Below are 21,138 nucleotides of genomic sequence, written 5' to 3' on the forward strand. Positions count from 1 at the left end.
CATGCTGGACTACTACGACCCGAGCAAGACCGATCCCGGCACCGGTGGCCTGAACCCCGACCTGGACTACGGGACGCCGCCGAGTCCCTCGGATGCCCAGGTGTCAGTGTCGATCGACGGCACCACCATCCGTGTGCCCGAGGGCACCTCAGTGCTGCGGGCTGCGGCACTGGCGGGTATTAACATTCCCAAACTGTGTGCCTCGGACAACCTGGAGGCCTTCGGCTCCTGTCGGCTGTGTGCGGTCGAGATCGAGGGCCAGAGGGGCTACCCGGCCTCCTGCACCACGCCGGTGGCCGAGGGCATGGCGGTCACCACCCAGAATGCCAAGCTCGCCAGACTACGTCGCAACATCATGGAGCTGTATATCTCCGACCACCCGCTCGACTGCCTGACCTGCCCGGCCAACGGTAACTGCGAACTGCAGGACGTGGCCGGCACCGTGGGCCTGCGGAAGGTACGTTACGGCTTCCAGGGCGAGAACCATCTGGACGCAGAGACGGACGACTCCAACCCCTACTTCAGTTTTGATCCCAGCAAGTGCATTGTCTGCTCGCGCTGTGTGCGTGCCTGTGAGGAAGTGCAGGGCACCTTTGCCCTGACCATCGAGGGCCGGGGCTTCGAGTCCAAGGTGGCCGCGGGCCAGAGTGAGCCGTTCATGGATTCCGAATGTGTGTCCTGCGGTGCCTGTGTCCAGGCCTGCCCCACCTCAACCCTGATGGAAAAGAGTGTGATCGACGCTGGTCAGCCTGAGCACAGCGTGGTCACCACCTGCGCCTACTGCGGGGTGGGCTGCTCGTTCAAGGCGGAAATGAAAGGCGATCAGCTGGTGCGGATGGTGCCTTACAAGGGCGGCGACGCCAACCACGGGCATTCCTGTGTGAAAGGCCGCTTCGCCTTTGGTTATGCCACCCACAAGGACCGGATCAAGGAGCCGATGATCCGGGAGGCCACCAACGCGCCGTGGGAAGTGGTGTCCTGGGACGAGGCCATCGCGTTTGCGGCGAACAAGCTCAAGGACACCCAGGCCAAATACGGCCGGGAAAGCATCGGTGGCATCACCTCCTCGCGCTGCACCAACGAGGAAACCTACCTGGTGCAGAAACTGATCCGGGCCGCGTTCGGTAACAACAACACCGACACCTGTGCCCGGGTCTGCCACTCCCCGACCGGTTACGGTCTGAAAACCACCATCGGAGAATCCGCCGGTACCCAGACCTTCGACTCGGTGATAAAAGCCGACACCATAGTGGTCATTGGGGCCAACCCCACGGATGCTCACCCGGTGTTCGCCTCCCAGATGCGCCGTCGCTTGCGCGAGGGCGCGACACTGATCGTCATCGACCCGCGCCGGATCGATCTGCTGAGCACGCCCCACGGCGGCAAGGGCCTCCACCTGCCGCTGCGCCCGGGCACCAACGTGGCCATGGTCAATGCCCTCGCCCACGTGGTGGTGACCGAGGGTCTGGAGGACACGGCGTTTATCGAGAGCCGCTGTGAGCCCCGGCAGTACAATGAGTGGCGGGAGTTTATCGCCGGGGAGCGGAACTCGCCCGAGGCCATGGAAGCGGTCACCGGGGTGTCGGCACAGCTGGTGCGGGAGGCCGCCCGGGCCTACGCCGAAGCCGGCAATGGCGCCATTTACTATGGCCTGGGGGTCACCGAGCACAGCCAGGGCTCGACCATGGTGATGGGCATCGCTAACCTGGCCATGGCCACCGGCAATATCGGCCGGGAAGGCGTGGGCGTGAACCCGTTGCGTGGCCAGAACAACGTCCAGGGCTCCTGTGACATGGGATCCTTCCCCCACGAACTCCCGGGCTACCAGCATGTCGGTGATCCGGCGGTGCGGGCCCGGTTCGAGGACGTCTGGGGCGTGACCATTGACGACGAGCCCGGGCTTCGGATTCCCAACATGTTTGACGCCGCTATCGCCGGCAGCTTCAAGGCCATGTACGTGCAGGGCGAGGACATCGCCCAGTCCGACCCCAATACCCAGCATGTGGAGGTCGCCCTGTCGGCCCTTGATTGCCTGATCGTGCAGGATATCTTCCTGAACGAGACCGCAAAGTTTGCTCATGTGTTACTGCCCGGCGCCACCTTCCTGGAGAAAAACGGCACCTTCACCAACGCCGAGCGCCGCATCAACCGGGTGCGCAAGGTGATGGCGCCGGTGGCCGGGCTGGAAGACTGGGAGGTGACCATGGCGTTGTCCAATGCCCTGGGCTATCCCATGGATTACCGTCACCCGTCCGAGATCATGGACGAGATCGCCCGGCTGACCCCGACCTTCACCGGTGTCAGCTACGAAAAGCTGGACCGGCTCGGCAGTATCCAGTGGCCCTGCAACGAGGCGCACCCGGACGGAACCCCGACCATGCACACCCTCGATTTCCCCATCGGCAAGGGCAGGTTTGCGGTCACCGAGTATGTTGCCAGCGAGGAGAAAACCAACCGCAAGTTCCCGCTGTTGTTGACCACCGGCCGGATCCTCTCCCAGTACAACGTCGGCGCCCAGACCCGGCGTACGGAGAACAGCCAGTGGCACCACGAGGACGTGCTGGAGATTCATCCCAGCGACGCCGAGCTCCGGGGGGTCCACGAGGGCGACTGGCTGGGTGTCAGCAGCCGGGTCGGCCAGACCGTGCTGCGGGCCAGGATCAGCGAACGCATGTTGCCGGGGGTGGTGTACACCACCTTCCACCATCCGGGCAGTGGCGCCAACGTGATCACCACGGACAGCTCGGACTGGGCCACTAACTGCCCGGAATACAAGGTCACGGCGGTGCAGGTGGAGAAGGTCACCCAGCCCTCGGCCTGGCAGCGCCACTTCGAACAGTTCGACCAGCGCCAGCACCAGTTGCTGACCCCGGCCGCCATCCACGCGGAGGCCTCCGATGCCACGGCACTCAAGTAGTCCGGTGATTGTTCATCCGCTCGATAGTCACCAGGCTCTGCCGGCGGCGGTCAGTTCCGCCCCGGTGGAGGGGCGCGGCGGCATCAAGGGTGCTGCGACCGGGCAGGACGCTGTGGCCGAAGAAGTGCCGGTGGCGATGGTCTACAACGGCGTCTCCCATGCCGTGATGATGGCGTCGCCGTCTGATCTGGAAGATTTCGCCCTGGGCTTCAGCCTGAGTGAAGGGATCCTGGATCGCGCCGAGCAACTGTTTGATCTGGACATCCAGGTTACCGGCGATGGCGTGTCGGTGGAGATGCGCATCGCCGGCGACCGGTTCACCCGGTTGCGGGAACAGCGCCGGAACCTGACCGGTCGGACCGGGTGCGGTCTCTGTGGCACCGAATCCCTGGCCCATGCGGTACGGCCGATTCCGTCGGTCCCGCCCTGGCCGGTGCCCGTGGACGCCGTCGTGCAGGCGGCCCTGGCGCAGCTGAAGGAGCATCAGGCCCTGCAGGCCCAGACCGGGGCCACCCACGGTGCGGCCTGGTGCGACGCTACCGGCCGGATCCTGCAGGCCCGGGAAGACGTCGGTCGCCACAACGCCCTGGACAAGCTGATCGGCGCCCGCATGCGGAGGTACGGCGCCGATGCCTTTGACGACGGCTTCGTCCTGATCTCCAGCCGGGCCAGTTTCGAGATGGTGCAGAAGAGCGCCTGTGTCGGTATCTCCTGTCTGGTGGCGGTGTCGGCCGCTACCGCGTTGGCCATTCGGGAAGCCCGCACAGCCAACATGACCCTGATCGGCTTCGCCCGACCCGGCCGACACGTGATCTATAACCGGGGGGACGCCCCAGCCTGCGAGGAGACGTCGGAATGAGTGATCAGCAGCTCCAGCATCTGATCAAGATGGTCAACCAGATCAGTGCCAACAATCTCCACCATGGCGATGCGGAGCAGTCTGCCGAGGTGATCGCGACCCACCTTCGGAAGTTCTGGGCTCGCAGCATGAAGCAGAAGATCATTGATTATGCCGAGTCTGATGGCCTGGAACTTTCCACGGTCTCCCGGCTCGCCGTGAAACGACTGTCAGAGCCCCAGGAAGCGTGAGGATTCACCGGGCGTTTTGTTTTCGACCTCGCTCACGGTCGCGGAAAGGTTTACTACGACGGTTTTATCACTCGGCCGACACCTGATTCCAGTGCCGGCCGGTTTCTTTGGGCAGGTCAATAGCCTGACCCGTTAACGCCTGTCTTCTCCCGCTGGTTGTTGAAGGCAAGCTGGGTTGTTTTCACATTTGAGGTCCTCACTGCTTACGCCTTCGGCTAGAACTGAGCCGCTCATGGCGAAAGCGAGTAAGAGTCCGGCCAGTGTTAGGGTTTTCATCGCTATGTCCTCCATGTCTGTTGCTGCCATCCGCCTCCGACAGGCCAACGGAGGTAGATGCCTTACAACGTTTGGACACCTAAACAGGCGAAGGGTTGCGCATTCATTCATTAATTCTTTCTTCCCCGGACTCGCCTGACGGGTAGAATGCCCGAATGAACCGTTCACACTGGGTATTTCGTCTCTCCTTTCTGGCCATTGTCGCGCTGGTGATGGCGGCCACCTGGCTGGTACTTCGCCAACTGGGGATGCCGGCCAGTCTGTCGCCCGCAGCCATCTCCGACTGGCTCAACCAGCAAGGCATGTTCGGGCCGCTGTTGCTGATGCTGATGATGATCCTCGGGGTGGTTGTCGGGCCGATTCCAACCTTGCCGATCAGCGCGGCCTCGGGTCTTGCCTTCGGCATGGTCAAGGGCACGGCGATTGCTGTGGCAGGCGCTATGATCGGCGCTATGATCGCGTTTTACCTGGCCCGGGTACTGGGCCGAGAAGTGGTCCAGCGCAAGCTTGAAAACAATCCGGTGTTTTCTGTGAACGGCTCGCAGCGGTTCCTGTTTGTTGCGGTCCTGATTACCCGGTTGATCCCCCTGTTCTCGTTCGCCCTGATCAGCTATGCGGCGGGCGTCACGGCGATTCGGGCCTGGCGTTTCGCCCTGGCCTCGGCCATCGGCATGTTACCGATGACCTTTGTCTTTGCCGGGCTCGGCCACAGTTTTGAGTTCAATCCGTTACTGACCGTTGCCGCCGCCGCCCTGATTCTGGTGATCATGAGCACCCTGCCCTGGTATCTGAGCCGCAGGCCGCAGTCCCGTCTTTCGCGCTGGCTTCACCTTAGCTCCTGATCCTGGCGTTTCTCGATCCGTTAAACCGCTTCACCGAATCTCGATTTACGACCCCTCATGGCCCCCGCTGGTCTACGCTTGTCAGAAGGCATTGCCGGCCAATAATCAGGGGGGAAAGGGTCGTGGACAAAGTGTGTGTAGTGATAGGTGTGGGCGAGGGCAATGGTGAGGCCCTCGTGCGGCGTTTCAGCGAAGAGGGCTATCGGGTGGCGATGCTGGCGCGAAGCAGGGAGTATCTGGAATCCCTGGCACAGAGCGTCGCCAATAGTCACGCCTTCTCCTATGACGCCACCGACACCGACAAGGTGGGTGAGACGTTCAAGGCGATCGAAAAGCAACTCGGCCCGGTCTCGGTGCTGCTCTATAACGCCGGTGGCGGCGTGTTCAAGAGCGCCGTGGACGCCAGCCTGGAGGATTTCGAGGCCAACTGGCGGCTGAACGTCAAAGGCCTGGTGGCCGCCACCCAGGCCGCCTTGCCCCAGTTGCGGCAGCACGACCGCGCGAGCATTGTCGTCACCAGTGCTTCGGCCGCCCTGCGGGGCCGGGCCAACACCGCACCCTTCGCCTCCGCCAAGGCGGCTCAGCGCAGCCTCGCGCAGTCCTTGGCGCGGCAGCTGGGGCCAGAAAAGATCCATGTGGGGATAGTCGTCATCGATGGGGTCGTGGATCTGCCGCGCACCCGTAAGGCGATGAGCGACAAACCGGACGACTTCTTCGTGCAGCCTTCGGCGGTGGCCGATGCGGTCTGGATGCTCACCCAGCAGGATCCGTCAGCCTGGACTTTCGAACTGGATGTCCGGCCCTTCGGCGAGTCCTGGTAAGGGGCAGCGTTCAGACCTGATGGGTGGCCAGGATTTTCTGCAGGAAATCCCGGGTTCGGGGGTCCCTGGGATGGTAGAAAATCTCACTCGGCGGCCCTTGTTCCACGATCCGGCCGCCATCAATAAAGATGACGCGGTCCGCGACGTCCCGGGCGAACGACATTTCGTGGGTCACCAGCAACATGGTCTGGCGCTCCCTGGCCAGCTGCTTCATCAGCGACAGCACTTCGTCCACCCATTCCGGGTCAAGGGAGGAGGTGGGTTCGTCAAACAGGATGACCTCGGCACCGGCAGCCATGGCCCGGCCAATGCCTACCCGCTGCTGCTGGCCGCCGGACATGGAGGCCGGGTAGGCGTCGGCCTTGTCTTCCAGGCCAATGCGCCGGAGAATTTCCCGGGCCCGCTCATGGGCCTTGGCCTTGGGCCAGCGATCCACCACCAGCAACCGTTCGGCAATGTTTTCCAGCGCCGTCTTGTTGGCAAACAGGGCGTAGTTCTGGAAGACAAAGGCGGTCTGCCGGCGCAATTCCAGAATGTCGGCTTTACGGGCCCGGTTCACATCCACGGTCAGGTCGCCAACGGTGATCTCGCCGGCGGTGGGCTGCTCGAGAAAGTTCACGCAGCGGAGCAACGTGGACTTCCCGGTGCCGGACGGCCCGATAATCACCACGATCTCGCCTTTCTTGATGGTCAGGTCGATACCGTCGAGGACCACGGCCTCGCCAAACTGCTTGCGCAGTCCCTTGAGTTCAATCATCGGCTGTAGGCCTTGTTAAGTCGGGTTTCCAGGTTGCCCTGCAGCCAGGACAGCATCTCGACCACGATCCAGTACATTACCGCCGCGACAATGAACGCCTCGAAGTAGAGGAAGCTGCCGGAGGCCTCTTTTTGGGTGGCCCCCATCAGCTCGGTAACGCCCAGGGTAAACGCCAGTGACGTGGCCTTGATCATGTCGATGAAGTAGTTCATCAGGGTGGGCAGGGCCACCCGCGTGGCCTGAGGCAAAATGATTCGCCGCATCAGCTGGCCGTTGGTCATGCCGATGGACAGCGCGGCCTCGGTCTGACTGCGATCGACGCCGACGATGGCGGCCCGGATGGATTCGGCCATGTACGCCGAGAAGTGCATGGTCAGGCCCATGATGGTGGCGGTGATGCCGTCGATCACGGTCAGGGCACTGAACAGCTGGGGCAGCCCGTAGTAGAACAGGAACAGCTGGACCAGCAGCGGCGTGCCGCGGAAAAACGAAATAAAGATGATGGTGAACTGGTTCAGCACCGGAATCCGCAGCACCCGGATGACCGCAAACAGGCACGCCAGAATCAGCGCCAGCACCATGCCCACGGACGCCAATTGCAGGGTCAGCGGCAGGTACCCGAGTAGGACGGGGACCAGCCCCAGCATGTAATCGACGTCGAGCGCGCCCATAGTTCAGAGTCCTGTGCCGTTAGGGGGACGTGATGTCGGTGCCGAACCATTCCTCGGAAATTTCACGCAACGTGCCTTTTTCTCGAAGCGCGCTCAGGGCTGCATTTACTTCGTCCCGCAGGGCCCGGCCTTCCTCGGTGTCCTTGAACGGGTAGGCGTTGGTGATCTGGGAGAAGGTGGGGCCGGCCAATTCCAGCGGCAGGGGTTTTTCCTTGATGATCTGGCTGGCGCTGACCCGGTCCATCACAAAGGCGTCGACGCGGCCCAGCGCGGTATCCCGCTCGATATTGCTGTCGTAGGTCTTGATATCGATCTCGTCGGCATAGGGTAAATCGCGCAGCAGGGCCTCGAAATTGGAGCCGAGGTTCACCGCCACGGTCTTGCCCTTCAGGTCCTCGACTCCTTCGATCTCGGTATTGCCGGCCTTGGTGACCACCTGTGCGCCGTCGTAGACGTACGGCTCACTGAAGATGTACGCCTTCTGGCGCTCCTCGGTGATGGTGATCTGGTTGGCCACGGTATCAATCCGCCCCGCGCCGAGCATGCCGAACAGGCCCGAGAAGGCCGCGGTCTTGTACTCCACCTCGCGACCCATCTCTTTGGCCACAGCATTCATAACGTCGACTTCGAATCCCTTCAAAGTGTCCTGCTCAACGAAGGTGAACGGGAAATACTGGCCGGACATGCCGACCCGGATTGTGTCGTCCTGGGCCAGGAGCGGGGTCGCGACCAAAGACAGTACTAACAGTGTGGTTGCTAACAGGGTTTTCATGGTCAGGTCCTTCCGGGTTGTTGCCGTGCTTTCGTCAGCGACGGTGGCACGGACTGATGACTTGGAGAGCCGGGATCAAAAAACTGCGCCGATTCTAACAACCTTCGCCGGCTCATCCGATACGGGCTTACCTTAAGACGTCGGCCGCCCTCGGGTTAAGCCGGGTATTACTCGGGCGCGTCTTAAATGACAACTCCCTATACTTTAGCGGACCTGTCCTCAGAGTCACCAGATCTGTGCCGGATGTAACAAGCGAGTACCCGCAGTGTCTAAGGGTTGGTTGCGTGTTTACTGCGCAAAAAACGAAACGAGGTTGAAGGGGTGCCAGCCATGGGCACACTCACTTGTAGCATCCGAAGGGCGCGAAATTGGCAGCTGAGTTGTTGGCTGGGAGTGTGTCTGTTGCTGGGCTCCGCCGGGGGGCACGCCCAGCAGAAGAACGGTTTTGACCTCCAGTCCGCGCTAATTCCAGCGGAACAGATCCTGCGGGGTGGCCCGCCCCGGGACGGAATTCCGGCGATCCGGGAGCCCAAGTTCGAACGCCCGGATAGCACACAGCCCTGGCAGCCGGATGACCTGATGTTGACCTGGGACGGTGACGGTGAGAGTCGGGCCTTTCCGGTGGGTATTCTGAACTGGCACGAAATCGTCAATGTACAGCTGCCTGACCAATCGCTGCTGATCACTTTCTGCCCCCTGTGTGGATCAGGCATCGGATTTGATCCGGTCGTTGACGGTCGGGAACTGAGTTTCGGTGTTTCGGGCCTGCTCTATAACAGCGATTTGCTGATGTATGACCACCAAACGGAGTCGCTCTGGTCGCAGATCGAGGGGCGGGCAGTCTCCGGCCCCTTGGCCGGTAAATCACTGGAGCGGGTGCCGGTGCGTCACGAGTTGTGGCAACAGTGGCGCGACCGGGTTGGTGACCGGGCGAGGGTGTTGTCGACCGACACCGGCCACCGTCGCAATTACCGGCAGTCCCCATATGGCAACTATGATCAGTCGGAGCGGCTTCACTTCCCGGTATCCAAGACCAGCCGCAAGTATCATCCGAAGACCTGGGTGCTGGGCTGGAGTCACAACGGCGAGGCAAAGGTATGGCCTTTTCCCGAGTTGGCCAGGCACGAAGGAGCACTCAGGGATGAGGTTGGAGGGAAGGCCGTAACTGTCCATTATGACCCGGACGTCCCATCAGCGGAGCTTCGGGATGAGAACGGCGCACTGCTGCCGGCAACCCGGGCGTTCTGGTTCGCCTGGTACACCTTTCACCCGGATACGCTAATTTTCGAGAGCAATTAATTTCAGCAATTGCTGTAATAGTTGCATAAGTCATGTGTCTCTTGAGTGGCCGCCTGAAAAGGCGGTTGCGGACCCTAAGGGTTCCCTCACTAACTCTGTGATCAGGGAGAGAGGTCATGACTACAATCCATCCACTTCGACAAGCCATTCGCACGAGCCATGATCACCGACGTACCACTTGGTGGTCGGCAGTTCTGATGACCGCGATGCTGGCTGGCCCTGGCGGGGCGGCAGCGGCCTGCGGCCCCTGTTCGCCCTGCAAGGGTAAATGCGGCGCCACCCAACAGTGCAAGGCCAAGTGCAACCCGTGCAGCGGCAAGAACCCATGCAGTGGTAAAAATCCGTGTGCGGCCAAGAATCCATGCGCTACCAAGAACCCCTGCGCTACGAAAAGCTGCAACTCGTGCGCCGCGACCGGCCAGTGCGCCGCCAAGCCCAATCCCTGTGCCGCCAAGCGGGTGACCCGACCGGCCGGTTACCAGCCGTACGAGGGCAATCCCTGTGCGCTAGTGGCCACCGGTGAGAAACTGTTCAACGATACCTCGCTGAGCAGCAATGGCCTGTCCTGCTCCAGTTGCCACAACGACGGCGCGGGCTACAAGGCCACTTTCGCCGATGCCTATCCGCACTCCGTGGCCATGGCCCAAAACATATTCGGCATGGAGTCCGTGCACATGGATGAAATGGTCCAGGTCTGCATGGTGCAGCCCATGGCGGATGAGCCGCTCCCGTGGGACAGTGAGGAGCTGGCGGCACTGACGGCTTACATGCTGAAGGTCCAGGAGCAATGGCAATGACCGAGCTTCGCATACCAGACCTGAAGACGCTGGGTGAACCCTGCATTCGCGCCAGCCTTGAGGCCGTGGCCGAGATCCGCGAATGCTACCGGGTGTTGAAAAAGGGTGACCTGAATATCGTCGGCGAAGTGCTTCGCGGGCAAGGGCCTTTTTACGAGCTGGATCACTACCCGAAAGACGACGTTTTCGACGCCTCCACGGGCTCGCAGTACTATTACCACGCGCACCGCAGTGACCATCCGGAACACGGGCATTTTCACCTGTTCCTGCGGGATGCTGCCCTGCCGGAGCTGGCGGCGCCTAGTCGTCCTGCTGCGGCCGTTGCTAGCGGTCGCGCAGAGCTTCGGATACCCGGTCACTGATTCGGTCGATAACCGCCGGGTCTACCCGGGCGGATGAGTGCGCCCGCATCAGCTCGGTACTCGCGCGCAGATTGCCAATGAACGACCGGCAGTGCCTGCACATCATCAGGTGCATTTTCACGGACAGGTTCCGACCGGCGCTGAGTTCCCCGTCTATGTAGTCACTGGCAATGCCAGCCAGTTCGCGACACATTAGCATTCGCCGGTCTCCTGAAAGGTTTCCACCATCAATAGGATTTTCTGCCGAGCGCGGTGAAGCATCACACGCAGGTTAGAGGCGCTGACGTCGAGAATGTTACAGACGTCCTCGGATTTATGCTGGTGAGCCTCGTACAGAATCAGCGCCGAGCGCTGGGTTTCCGGCAGGTGACTCAGGTGTTTGTCGAGACAGTCACTCAGGGCCTCGTTTTCCATCAGAGCGTCAGCGGATTCGTCGAAGCGCAGCTTCGGGGGCGAGGCCCAACGACCTGAGGTATTGAATCGGCTGGCCAGTTCCGGATCGAGGCGCTCGGAAAAGTCGGTGGGGATTTCCCGTTGGCTGGATCGCAGTTTGTTTTTGCATCGGTTGGCGACAATTCGATGCAACCAGGTTTTCAGACCGGAGCGCCCTTCAAATTTCTGGATGGCATCGATAACGGAAACCCAGCAATCCTGAACGATTTCTTCAGCGCTGCTTGCATCCAGATAGTATCGGGCCACCGCGAGCATGCCAGGGCTGAAGTGCGAGACTGCCCGGGCGTACGCCGACGACTCGCCGCGTTTCAAGGCTTCAACCAGGCTGCTTTCGTCAAGGTCTGTTTGTTGAATCACGCGTACTTACTCTGTCGGTCGTTGGTCCCGGCCCCTGGTCAGTACAAGAGAGCCGCGGTTCCCGGAACCGGAATAAAAACGGAAGATTGTCTGCAAGTTTAGGACATGTCAGGTGTTTTTGACGGGATTGTTATGAATTTGTGACCTCTTTGGGCAGAAAACCACGTACCCTTCGAAAAGGATGCTGCCGTCAGTGCCGAGGATTTTTGACGGCATCTGTAACAACGGAAACGTTATTGAGTCAGTGATGCAACCAATCAACGACGCGGGATAAAGTGATGAACCGGAAAAAGTGGCTGATGATACTGGCGATTCTGGTGGTGGTGATTGCCTTCTGGAGCAGCGGTGCCCACGACTATCTCACCCTCGAATCCCTCAAAGCCCACCAGCAGAGCCTGGACGCCTGGATTGCCGGTAATGTCTGGCTGGCGGTGGGCGGCTACATGCTGGTTTATATCCTGGTCACTGCATTATCACTTCCCGGCGCCACCATCATGACCCTGGCCGGCGGTGCTTTCTTTGGCAATCTCTACGGTCTCGCCGCGGTGTCAGTTGCTTCCACGATCGGTGCCTCCATTGCCTTTCTGGTGGCCCGTTTTCTGGCGCGCGACAGCCTTCGGGAAAAATACGCTGCCACCGTCGCCCGGATGGACCGGGGCATTGCAAAGGATGGCGCCTTCTATCTGGCCACGCTTCGCCTGGTCCCGGTTTTCCCGTTCTTCCTGATCAATATTGCCATGGGGCTGACCGGCATGAAGTTGCGCACCTATGCCCTGATCAGTTGGATAGCAATGCTTCCCGGCACCTTTGTGTACGTCAACGCGGGTACCCAGTTGGCTCAGATTGAATCCACCGGCGACATCGTTTCCGCCGATCTCTTGCTGTCATTTGCCCTGCTCGGCCTGTTCCCCCTGATAGCCAAGTTCGTGGTTGGGTTCATCCGCCGTCGCCGGGTATATGCCGGCTGGAGGAAGCCGGAATCGTTTGATTACAATCTGCTGGTGATTGGCGGTGGCTCCGCCGGTCTGGTGTCTGCCTACATTGCGGCGGCGGTCAAGGCCAAAGTGGCTCTGATCGAAAAACACAAGATGGGGGGCGACTGCCTCAACACCGGCTGTGTTCCCTCCAAGGCTCTGATACGCAGTGCCAAGGCGGCGGACACCCTGCGCCACGCGGATCGCTATGGGCTGGAAGCCGTGCCGGTGAAGGGCTCGTTCAAGACGATCATGGACAGGGTCCAGAAGGTAATCGCCAAAGTCGAGCCCCACGATTCCCCGGAGCGTTACCGCAAGCTGGGGGTTGAGTGCATCTCCGGTGAAGCCAGCTTCGTATCTCCCTGGGAGCTTGAGGTAAAACACAGCGATGGCCGCACCGAGCGCCTGACCGCCCGCAGTATCGTGGTAGCCACGGGCGGTAAACCGGCGATGCCGCCGATTCCGGGACTGAAGGAGATGGAACCGCTGAACTCCGACAACCTGTGGTCACTCGACACCCAGCCGGAACGCTTGCTGGTGCTTGGTGGAGGGCCTATCGGATCGGAACTCGCCCATGCCTTTGCGCGGCTGGGTAGCCAGGTGGTCCAGGTTGAAATGGGCGACCGGTTGCTGCCCAGGGAAGACAGCGACGTGTCGGAACTGGTGAAAAACCGCTTCGAACAGGACGGCATTGATGTGCGCCTGGGCCATGCCGCCAGGGAGTTTGTCATTGAGGACGGTGAGAAGGTGGTCTACTGCGAACATCGGGGTGAGCGGGTGCGGATTGTATTCGATCAGGTGCTGGTGGCGGTTGGTCGGGCGGCCAATACGGACGGTCTTCATCTCGACCGGATCGGTGTGGAAACACTGCCTAATGGCACGGTCCCGGTGGATGAGGACATGAGTGTGCGCTACCCCAACGTCTTCGCCTGCGGCGATGTGGCTGGCCCCTACCAGTTTACCCATGCCGCCGCGCACCAGGCCTGGTATGCCGCTGTGAATGGGCTGTTTGGCCAGTTCAAGCGCTTCAATGTGGATTACCGGGTCATGCCCTGGGTCACCTTTACCTCGCCGGAAGTGGCCCGGGTGGGTCTGAGTGAGGCGGAGGCCAAGGACCAGGGTGTGGCCTACGAGGTCACCCGCTACGGTCTGGATGATCTCGACCGTGCCATCGCCGAGAGCGATGACCATGGTTTTATCAAGGTGCTGACCCCGCCGGGCAAGGACAAGATCCTGGGGGCCGTAGTGGTGGGTACCCACGCCGGTGAAATCCTGGCCGAATTTACCCTGGCCATGAAACACGGGCTGGGACTCAACAAGATTCTCGGCACCATCCATCCCTACCCGACCTGGAATGAGTCGGCCAAGTTCGCGGCTGGCGAGTGGAAGCGGGCTCATGCGCCCCAAGGGGTGCTGAAACTGCTGGAAAAACTGCACGGCTGGCGCCGTGGAAAAGACACCAATGTATCAAGGAGCGCTTATGCCCCTGACTGAAGTACGACCAGCCCGGAAGCGTATCCCGGCGGTGGAAATACTTGAGCCTCGTGCCTTCGACAGCTGGACCCATACCCGCCAGGGCGCCCCCCGGGGTTACATCGATGCGGACAAGCTCAAGGAGCTGTGGATTCACACCGGGACGGCGTGCAACCTGGCCTGCCCGTTCTGTCTGGAGGGTTCTCACCCCGGAGACGGCCGTATCCCGGGCATGAAGCTGAGCGATGTGAAGCCGTTTATCCATGAAGCCCTGGACATGGGTGTCGAACAATTCTCCTTCACCGGCGGCGAGCCCTTCGTGATCCGGGATTTCGTTAACATCCTGGATTACGCCAGTCAGCGCCGGCCCTGTTTCGTGTTGACCAACGCCACCGAGCCCTTGCTCAAGCGCCGGCACCAGGTGCTGCCGTTACTGGACAACGCCTACCCGATTCATTTCCGGGTCAGTCTGGATTTCCCGGATCTCGCCCGGCACGACAGGGATCGGGGCGAGGGCAGTTTCGAGCAGGCGCTTGAGGGCGTTCGCTGGCTGCTGGAGCAGGGCTTCAAGGTGTCGATTGCCCGCCAGACCGATCCGGAGGAAATTCCGGCGGACGTGGAGGCCGCCTTCCGGGAAATCTTCCGGGCGCGGCAGATTCCGGAGAACCTGGCGTTCACTGCGTTTCCGGATCTGGGCACGCCGGGCTCGGAAGACGGAAGCCCGGAGATTACCGAGGCGTGCATGGAGAAGTATCCGACGCGGGAGAGTCGGGCGCACTTCATGTGTACCTATACGCGGATGCTGGTGAAGAAGGGCGATAAGGTTCGGGTGTATGCCTGCACGCTGGTGGATGATGATCCGCAGTACGATCTGGGCGGGTCGCTGGCGGAGAGCATGGATGAGCGCATTATGCTGCGGCATCACCGGTGCTTTTCCTGTTATCGGTTTGGGGCGAGTTGTTCGGCGCCCGGTTGATTGTCGCAGCCTGCTTGTTGGGAGTTGGCGGCCTGCGGGGCGGGAATTAATTTCCTTGGAAAAATAACTCGCTTCGCTCAGACATATTTTTCTGGCGGAAATTAATTCCCGCCCCACAGACCGCACGTAACGCCGTGCTGGTCGTTGGTAAAGACTTGGAATACTGAGATGACGACATTTGAAGGTGCCCTGTTCTGGGGGTTTCTGGTGGTTTACGGCATTGTGATGTATGTGCTGTCGCCTCGGAGCAAGAACGCGAATTCCTTTTATAAAGGTGCTGACGATCAGGGTAATCCGGTGAGTCAGTGGTCGCTGACGGCGAGTATCTTTATCAGCTGGATTTTTGCCAAGTCCGTGACCAACGCCGCCAATCTGGGTGCCGCCTATGGCGTCACCGGGGGCCTGGCCTACGCCAGTTACTGGCTGTCGATTCCGGTGGCCGGTTACATCATCTATCTGATCCGGACCCAGACCGGGGCCCGGAGTCTGCAGGATTTCCTGACGTCGCGGTTTGGCCGGCTGGCCTCTCTGGCCTTTGCGGCGGCGATTCTGATCCGGTTGTACAACGAGGTCTGGAGCAACACGGCGGTTGTGGGTGGTTACTTTGGCTTACCCGGCGAATGGGAGTACTACGCGGCGGCCATGCTTTTCACGGTATTTACCCTCGCCTACAGCCTCAAGGGTGGCTTGCGGTCGTCGATCTTCACCGATGTGATTCAGGCGTTTGTGTTTGTCTTCTTTGTTGGCGCGGTGTTGTTCCTGATCATTCCTGCCAATGACACGAGTGCCCTTCTGAGCAATGGCGAGTTCAGGTTGGATGCCGGCTTTGACCTGTTGCTGGTGGCGTTGTTGCAGATGTTCAGTTATCCGTTCCACGATCCGGTCCTGACCGACCGGGGCTTTGTGAACAAGGAAAAGACCATGCTGAAGAGTTTCGTGGTCGCCGGGCTGCTGGGTTTTGTGGCGGTGTTTATCTTCAGTCTCGTGGGCGTGCATGCCCGTCTCAATGGCATTGACGCCATGGGCAACGCTCCGGCGGCGGTTGGCCAGTCCCTTGGTCTGGCGGCGCTGTTCTTCATGAGCGTGGTGATGATGACCTCGGCCGGTTCGACCCTGGACTCCACTTTCACCTCGTTGGCCAAATCCCTGGCGGTGGACCTGCCGCGGCTGGCCAGACGGGCAAAGAACCGTCTACCCAGTATCCGGGTGGGTGCGGTGGTCATGGTGATCTTTGCCATTGCCGGCAATCTGCCAATGTTTGCCGGCACCGATATCCTCAAGGCGACCACCATTTCCGGCACCATGGTGATGGGGCTGGCGCCGGTGTTCCTGTTCTATGGCTTCACCCGCTGGTCGCCCTGGAGCTTCCATCTGAGTTTCTGGACCGGCCTGGGGCTTGGTGTGCTGCTCGCGACCGGTCTGATTCCGGACAGCTGGGCCATCGGTGATGGCAAGTACGCCATGCTGCTCGGGGTAAACGCCTATGGCTTCCTGATCTGCTCTTTCGGGTTCTTCGTGCCGCTCGCGCTGCGCCGTCTGGCTGGTCGCTCTTTGGCGGCCGGGGAGGCCTGAGGTGGTGTCATGAGTGCAGGCCGGAGTTGTCCGCTAGCCTACCGTTATCGTCCCGACGCCCTGTGTGAACAGGCTACGCCTGTGTCTGAGGACGTGCTCTACATCGTCGGCGGACTTTACGGCAATCCCTATGCCCTGGACGAAATCGAGCGGATGGTCGCTGCCGAGGAGCGCCTTGGGCATCGGGTCCGGCTGGTATTCAACGGTGACTTCAACTGGTTCAACGCCCGTGATGACCTGTTTCGCGACATCAATACGCGGGTCCTCGAACATACCGTCAGTCTGGGCAATGTTGAATACGAGCTTGCCAACCCGAGTGCTGAAGCTGGCTGCGGCTGTGCCTACCCCGATTTTGTGGATCAGGGAGTGGTTGAACGTTCGAATCGGATCATGGTTCGGCTTCAGGGGGTGGCTGACCGCCACCCTGATCTCCAGAACCGGCTGTCACTGCTCCCCCGATACCTGTGTCTGATATTTGGAGGCCTAAAGATTCTGGTTCTGCACGGCGATCCGGAATCCCTGGCCGGCTGGGGGCTGGCCCACGAGTCCTTTAGTGCAGCTAATGAATTGGTGGTGCAGGAGTGGCTGCGTGCCACCGGTGCCGATGTCATTGCCTGCACTCACACCTGCCTGCCCGTGCTCTGGTCGGGGCGGGTTCAGGGCCGGGTGCGCACAGTGGTCAATAACGGCTCGGCGGGCATGGGTAACCTGCGGGAGGATCCCCGGGGCCTGATTACGCGGATTGGTCTTTCCCGCCCCCCGATCGAGGCCGTGGCAGGCTGTGAGCAGCCGGGCGCTCTTGTCTCCCTGCTGCCCGTAGCCTTTGATGCCCAAGCCTGGCTGGAGCGGTTCGACGATCTCTGGCCAGCGGGCTCGGATGCTGCGGAATCCTATCGACAGCGAATTCTCGCGGGCACTTCCCTGGATCCCGGTGAGATGGTTTTTCCTTCCGTTTCCTAACCATTTTGTCACTGGCGAATGCCTCAATCCGGTCTATTCTGAAAGAACGAGTCGGGGCCCGCTTCAGGGGTGCCGAGGAAAGCTGACTTGAATTATATTTTGTGGTCTATATAATTCAGCACTAACTTTTTGAGGCGAATTGATCACGTTATGACATCTGAAGGATCGAATACCACCGCCATCTCGCTTCGCACACCGGTGAAGGATGATGGCTACAGGCTCCACCAGCTGGTGGCAGAGTGCCCGCCGCTGGACCCCAACTCGATTTACTGCAATCTCTTGCAGTGCAGCCACTTTGCCGAGACCGGCGTGGCCGCGGAGAAGGAAGGCGATCTGGTCGGCTTTATCTCCGGATACATCCCTCCCCAACAGCCCGAGACCGTGTTTGTCTGGCAGGTGGCCGTTCACGAGAAAGGTCGTGGACAGGGCCTGGCCAAGCGGATGCTGAAAGAGATCGTTGCTCGTGATGCGTGCAAAGACGTCACGCACATGGAGACGACGATCACGGCTGACAACGAGGCCTCATGGGCATTGTTCCGCTCATTCGCCCGTGATATGGGAGCCGAGCTCACCTACCACGAGCACTTCGAGAAAGAGACCCACTTTGGTGGGCAGCATGATTCCGAATTTCTGCTGCGCATTGGGCCCTTCACGAAGCCTGTCTGAGAGCCCCGGTCCACGCCGGTGACCGCCGGCCGTGAACGACTGTGAGACTGTGTTTTGGACTAGCCGGCAGACCACTGAGGTAGGTCTGCCATCAGGCTTTAACCAACGCACGGCGGGCTTATCGCGACCGACTCTGCATTACCCGATAGGCCCCCCGCGCATCTACCTCGAACCTGACATGCTAAGAGGCAAGACAATGGAAATTTTCAAGTCAACTGAATCCGAAGTACGTGTTTATAGCCGTGCGTTTCCGGTCATTTTCAATCGCGCGAAGAACGCGCACCTGTACACCGAAGACGGCAAGGAATACCTGGATTTCCTGGCCGGTGCCGGTTCCCTGAACTATGGCCACAACAACGATATCCTGAAGAAAGCCCTGCTTGAGTACATCGAGGATGATGGCGTGAGCCAGGGACTCGACATGTTTACCACGGCCAAGCATGACTTCATGGAATCGTACAAGAAGCACATCCTTGATCCGCGAGGCCTGGACTACAAGATGCAGTTCACTGGCCCGACCGGTACCAACTGCGTTGAAGCTGCCCTGAAGCTGGCCCGCAAGGTCAAGGGCCGCAGCGGTATCATCTCCTTCACCAACGGTTTTCACGGTGTAACCATGGGCGCCGTGGCCACTACCGGCAACAAGCATCACCGCGGTGGTGTCGGTACGCCACTGGGTAACGTTGATTTCATGTTCTACGACGGCTACCTCGGGGACGATGTGGACACCCTTGCCATCATGGACAAGCTGCTGAGCGATGGCTCGTCCGGCTTTGAATTGCCGGCGGCGGTGATCGTTGAGGCTGTGCAGGGCGAAGGTGGTCTGAACGCCTGTCGCGCAGAATGGCTGAAGGGTCTTTCCGAGCTGTGCAAGAAGCACGACATCCTGTTGATTCTGGATGATATCCAAGCCGGTAACGGCCGCACCGGTGAGTTCTTCAGCTTTGAGTTCGCGGGCATCAAGCCCGATATCGTGACCGTGTCCAAGTCCCTCAGTGGGTATGGCCTGCCGATGGCGCTGGTACTGTTCAAGCCGGAGCTGGACGTCTGGGATCCGGGCGAGCACAACGGTACCTTCCGTGGCAACAACATGGCCTTCATCACCGCGCGCACGGCTGTCGAGACCTACTGGAAAGACGACGCCTTCGCCAATGAGGTGAAAGCCAAGACCAAGGTGCTGGGCGATGCCCTGCAGGTAATTTGCGACAGGTATCCCGGCCAGTTCAAAATGAAAGGTCGTGGTCTGATGCGCGGTATCGAAGCCAAGAACGCCGATCTGACCGGTCCGATCACCAAGCGCGCGTTCGAGCGTGGCTTGATCATTGAGACCAGTGGTCCGAACGACGAGGTCATCAAGTGCCTGATGCCGCTTACCACCAGTGAGGATGACCTGAAGAAGGGCGCCGCGCTGCTGGGTGAAAGCGTCGACGAGATCATGCAGGAAGGGGTCAGCGAGGCATCCTGAGATGTTTCATGGCTAAGCACATTCATTCTGCAGGATAGCGAAGGCAAACCTATGACTACTCAACAACATACCGTCGAAAAAATTGGCGGTACCTCGATGAGCAACTACGAGGCCGTCCGCGATAACATCATTATCGGTAATCGTGAAAAGGACGACCTGTACCAGCGTATCTTCGTGGTTTCGGCCTACGGTGGCGTTACCAACGAATTGCTGGAACACAAGAAAACCGGCGAGCCGGGCGTTTACGCCCTGTTTGCCGACGCCGAGTCGGACTGGGCCTGGGGGGATGACCTCACCAAGCTGGTCAAATTTCTGACCGACATCAATGGCGAGCTGTTCCAAGACCCGATGCTCAAGCAGCAGGCCGACCAGTTCATCACCGACCGCATTGAAGGGGTCCGGGGCTGTCTGATCGATCTCCAGCGCCTGTGCTCCTACGGTCAGTTCCAGCTCGAGGAGCACCTGCTGACGGTTCGTGAAATGCTGGCCGGGATTGGTGAAGCCCACAGTGCGTTCAACACCGCCCTGAAGCTTCAGCAGGAAGGCATCAATGCCCGTTTTGTCGATCTGACCGGCTGGCGGGATGCGGAACTGCTGCCGCTGGATGAAAAGCTCAAGCAGGCGTTCGATGCGGTCGACCTGACCCGGGAGCTGCCGATCGTTACCGGTTACGCGCAATGCAAGGAAGGTCTGATGCGCACCTTCGACCGGGGCTACAGCGAAATGACCTTCAGCCGGGTGGCGGTGATCACCGAAGCCCGTGAGGCCATCATCCACAAGGAATACCACCTGAGTTCCGCCGACCCCAACATCGTCGGTGCTGACAAGGTGGTTCCGCTGGGTCGCACCAACTACGACGTGGCGGACCAGCTTGCCAACCTCGGGATGGAAGCCATCCACCCCCGTGCGGGCAAGGGCATGCGCCAGAACGAAATCCCGTTGCGGGTAATGAACACCTTCGAGCCGGAGCACACCGGGACACTGATCACCGGTGATTACGTCAGCGAGACTCCGCAGGTCGAAATCATTGCCGGTGCGAAGGGCGTGTTTGCCATCGAAGTGTTTGATCAGGACATGCAGGGCGAGCCCGGTTCCGACCGCCGCATCCTGGATGTACTGGGTCGCTTCAAGGTGCGCTTCATGGCCAAGGACACCAATGCCAATACCATCACCCACTACGTGGACAGCACGCTCAAGCACGTGAAGCGGGTGGTGCGGGCACTCAAGGAAGAATTCCCCAACGCTGAGCTCAGTACACGGAAGGTATCGTTGGTTTCGGCGATTGGCAGCGACATGAAGGTGCCGGGCATTCTCGCCCGATCCGTGAATTCGCTGACGGATAACGAAATCAGTGTGCTGGCTATCCACCAGTGTATGCGTCAGGTGGACATCCAGTTTGTGGTAGACGAGGACCATTACGAGAAGGCCATCGCAGCCCTCCACGGTGCCCTGATTGAGCCACACAACCACGAGTACGCTATCGTGGCGGCCTCGATCGAGTAACGGATTACCCGCAGCGGAAACCGGTCGCTTCTTCTGCGGGTAATGGAGGTTGTCTTGCCTCCAGATCGGGGTGCCCGGCTGTACGACCTGCGTTCGCAGGTTTTCAGGTCGGGCACCGTCCGATCCCTTCTGCGGA

Annotated in this window: 20 protein-coding genes; 15 read left to right on the plus strand and 5 right to left on the minus strand. The window is 60.4% G+C overall.

What is annotated here, in order from left to right; genetic code table 11:
* Position 1: 1 nt before the first annotated feature.
* The 5 genes from fdhF to K0B93_RS12890 all read left to right on the plus strand — a co-directional run bounded on the left by fdhF (position 2) and on the right by K0B93_RS12890 (position 5,945).
* Positions 2-2,917, plus strand: a complete 2,916-nt coding sequence (gene fdhF, locus K0B93_RS12870) for a formate dehydrogenase subunit alpha (RefSeq protein WP_219867588.1) — start codon at positions 2-4, stop codon at positions 2,915-2,917.
* Positions 2,898-3,776 carry a formate dehydrogenase accessory sulfurtransferase FdhD gene (gene fdhD / locus K0B93_RS12875; protein ID WP_219867589.1) on the plus strand — a complete coding sequence of 293 codons (879 nt, stop codon included), beginning with the start codon at positions 2,898-2,900 and terminating at the stop codon, positions 3,774-3,776. The genes fdhF and fdhD overlap by 20 nt, the downstream gene beginning before the upstream one ends.
* Entirely contained in the window at positions 3,773-4,006 is a 234-nt protein-coding gene (locus K0B93_RS12880) for a formate dehydrogenase subunit delta (protein ID WP_219867590.1), read from the plus strand. Before fdhD ends, K0B93_RS12880 begins: the two co-directional genes overlap by 4 nt.
* A gap of 431 nt (positions 4,007-4,437) precedes the next feature.
* Entirely contained in the window at positions 4,438-5,124 is a 687-nt protein-coding gene (locus tag K0B93_RS12885; protein WP_219867591.1) for a TVP38/TMEM64 family protein, read from the plus strand.
* A gap of 122 nt (positions 5,125-5,246) precedes the next feature.
* Positions 5,247-5,945: an SDR family NAD(P)-dependent oxidoreductase gene (locus K0B93_RS12890; protein ID WP_219867592.1), complete on the plus strand. Its 699-nt coding sequence runs from the start codon at positions 5,247-5,249 to the stop codon at positions 5,943-5,945.
* Positions 5,946-5,955: 10 nt separating this feature from the next.
* On the opposite strand, the gene K0B93_RS12895 is transcribed toward K0B93_RS12890, so the two are convergent.
* Genes K0B93_RS12895 through K0B93_RS12905 form a run of 3 tightly spaced genes read right to left on the minus strand, consistent with a single transcriptional unit; the run spans position 5,956 to position 8,145 of the window.
* Positions 5,956-6,702, minus strand: coding sequence for an amino acid ABC transporter ATP-binding protein (locus K0B93_RS12895; RefSeq protein ID WP_219867593.1), 747 nt, complete (start codon positions 6,700-6,702; stop codon positions 5,956-5,958).
* Positions 6,699-7,373, minus strand: a complete 675-nt coding sequence (locus tag K0B93_RS12900) for an amino acid ABC transporter permease (RefSeq protein ID WP_219867594.1) — start codon at positions 7,371-7,373, stop codon at positions 6,699-6,701. The genes K0B93_RS12895 and K0B93_RS12900 overlap by 4 nt, the downstream gene beginning before the upstream one ends.
* A gap of 19 nt (positions 7,374-7,392) precedes the next feature.
* Complete coding sequence (locus K0B93_RS12905) at positions 7,393-8,145, minus strand: amino acid ABC transporter substrate-binding protein (protein ID WP_219867595.1); 753 nt, start codon at positions 8,143-8,145, stop codon at positions 7,393-7,395.
* 393 nt (positions 8,146-8,538) lie between these two features.
* Here K0B93_RS12905 and K0B93_RS12910 point away from each other — a divergent pair, with 393 nt between their 5' ends.
* The 3 genes from K0B93_RS12910 to K0B93_RS12920 all read left to right on the plus strand — a co-directional run bounded on the left by K0B93_RS12910 (position 8,539) and on the right by K0B93_RS12920 (position 10,603).
* Positions 8,539-9,444, plus strand: coding sequence for a DUF3179 domain-containing protein (locus K0B93_RS12910; protein ID WP_416383213.1), 906 nt, complete (start codon positions 8,539-8,541; stop codon positions 9,442-9,444).
* 116 nt (positions 9,445-9,560) lie between these two features.
* A complete protein-coding gene (locus K0B93_RS12915; protein WP_219867597.1) occupies positions 9,561-10,241 on the plus strand; it encodes a c-type cytochrome in 681 nt (226 codons plus the stop codon).
* Entirely contained in the window at positions 10,238-10,603 is a 366-nt protein-coding gene (locus K0B93_RS12920) for a DUF6969 family protein (RefSeq protein WP_219867598.1), read from the plus strand. Before K0B93_RS12915 ends, K0B93_RS12920 begins: the two co-directional genes overlap by 4 nt.
* On the opposite strand, the gene K0B93_RS12925 is transcribed toward K0B93_RS12920, so the two are convergent.
* Together K0B93_RS12925 and K0B93_RS12930 are read right to left on the minus strand one after the other, a co-directional pair.
* Positions 10,566-10,802, minus strand: coding sequence for an anti-sigma factor family protein (locus K0B93_RS12925; protein WP_219867599.1), 237 nt, complete (start codon positions 10,800-10,802; stop codon positions 10,566-10,568). The genes K0B93_RS12920 and K0B93_RS12925 overlap by 38 nt on opposite strands.
* A complete protein-coding gene (locus K0B93_RS12930) occupies positions 10,796-11,413 on the minus strand; it encodes an RNA polymerase sigma factor (protein ID WP_219867600.1) in 618 nt (205 codons plus the stop codon). Before K0B93_RS12930 ends, K0B93_RS12925 begins: the two co-directional genes overlap by 7 nt.
* 278 nt (positions 11,414-11,691) lie before the next feature.
* Between K0B93_RS12930 and K0B93_RS12935 the strand changes: the two genes are divergently transcribed.
* The 7 genes from K0B93_RS12935 (at position 11,692) to K0B93_RS12965 (ending at position 21,002) form a co-directional block, all read left to right on the plus strand.
* The gene (locus K0B93_RS12935; protein ID WP_219867601.1) at positions 11,692-13,881 is read left to right on the plus strand and encodes an FAD-dependent oxidoreductase; all 2,190 of its coding nucleotides are present in this window, start codon (positions 11,692-11,694) and stop codon (positions 13,879-13,881) included.
* Positions 13,868-14,836, plus strand: coding sequence for a radical SAM protein (locus K0B93_RS12940; protein ID WP_219867602.1), 969 nt, complete (start codon positions 13,868-13,870; stop codon positions 14,834-14,836). The genes K0B93_RS12935 and K0B93_RS12940 overlap by 14 nt, the downstream gene beginning before the upstream one ends.
* Before the next feature lie 168 nt (positions 14,837-15,004).
* Positions 15,005-16,408 (plus strand): sodium:solute symporter family transporter, encoded by a 1,404-nt coding sequence (locus K0B93_RS12945; RefSeq protein ID WP_219867603.1) that lies wholly within the window; start codon positions 15,005-15,007, stop codon positions 16,406-16,408.
* 9 nt (positions 16,409-16,417) lie between these two features.
* Complete coding sequence (locus K0B93_RS12950; RefSeq protein ID WP_219867604.1) at positions 16,418-17,368, plus strand: hypothetical protein; 951 nt, start codon at positions 16,418-16,420, stop codon at positions 17,366-17,368.
* Between the two features lie 150 nt (positions 17,369-17,518).
* The gene (gene ectA, locus K0B93_RS12955; protein WP_219867605.1) at positions 17,519-18,034 is read left to right on the plus strand and encodes a diaminobutyrate acetyltransferase; all 516 of its coding nucleotides are present in this window, start codon (positions 17,519-17,521) and stop codon (positions 18,032-18,034) included.
* A 196-nt stretch (positions 18,035-18,230) separates the two neighbouring features.
* A complete protein-coding gene (gene ectB / locus K0B93_RS12960) occupies positions 18,231-19,499 on the plus strand; it encodes a diaminobutyrate--2-oxoglutarate transaminase (RefSeq protein ID WP_219867606.1) in 1,269 nt (422 codons plus the stop codon).
* Positions 19,500-19,550: 51 nt separating this feature from the next.
* Positions 19,551-21,002, plus strand: coding sequence for an aspartate kinase (locus K0B93_RS12965; RefSeq protein ID WP_219867607.1), 1,452 nt, complete (start codon positions 19,551-19,553; stop codon positions 21,000-21,002).
* Positions 21,003-21,138 lie beyond the last annotated feature (136 nt).

Origin of the sequence: Marinobacter sp. F4218 (assembly GCF_019443085.1) — a bacterium.
GTDB lineage: Bacteria > Pseudomonadota > Gammaproteobacteria > Pseudomonadales > Oleiphilaceae > Marinobacter > Marinobacter albus.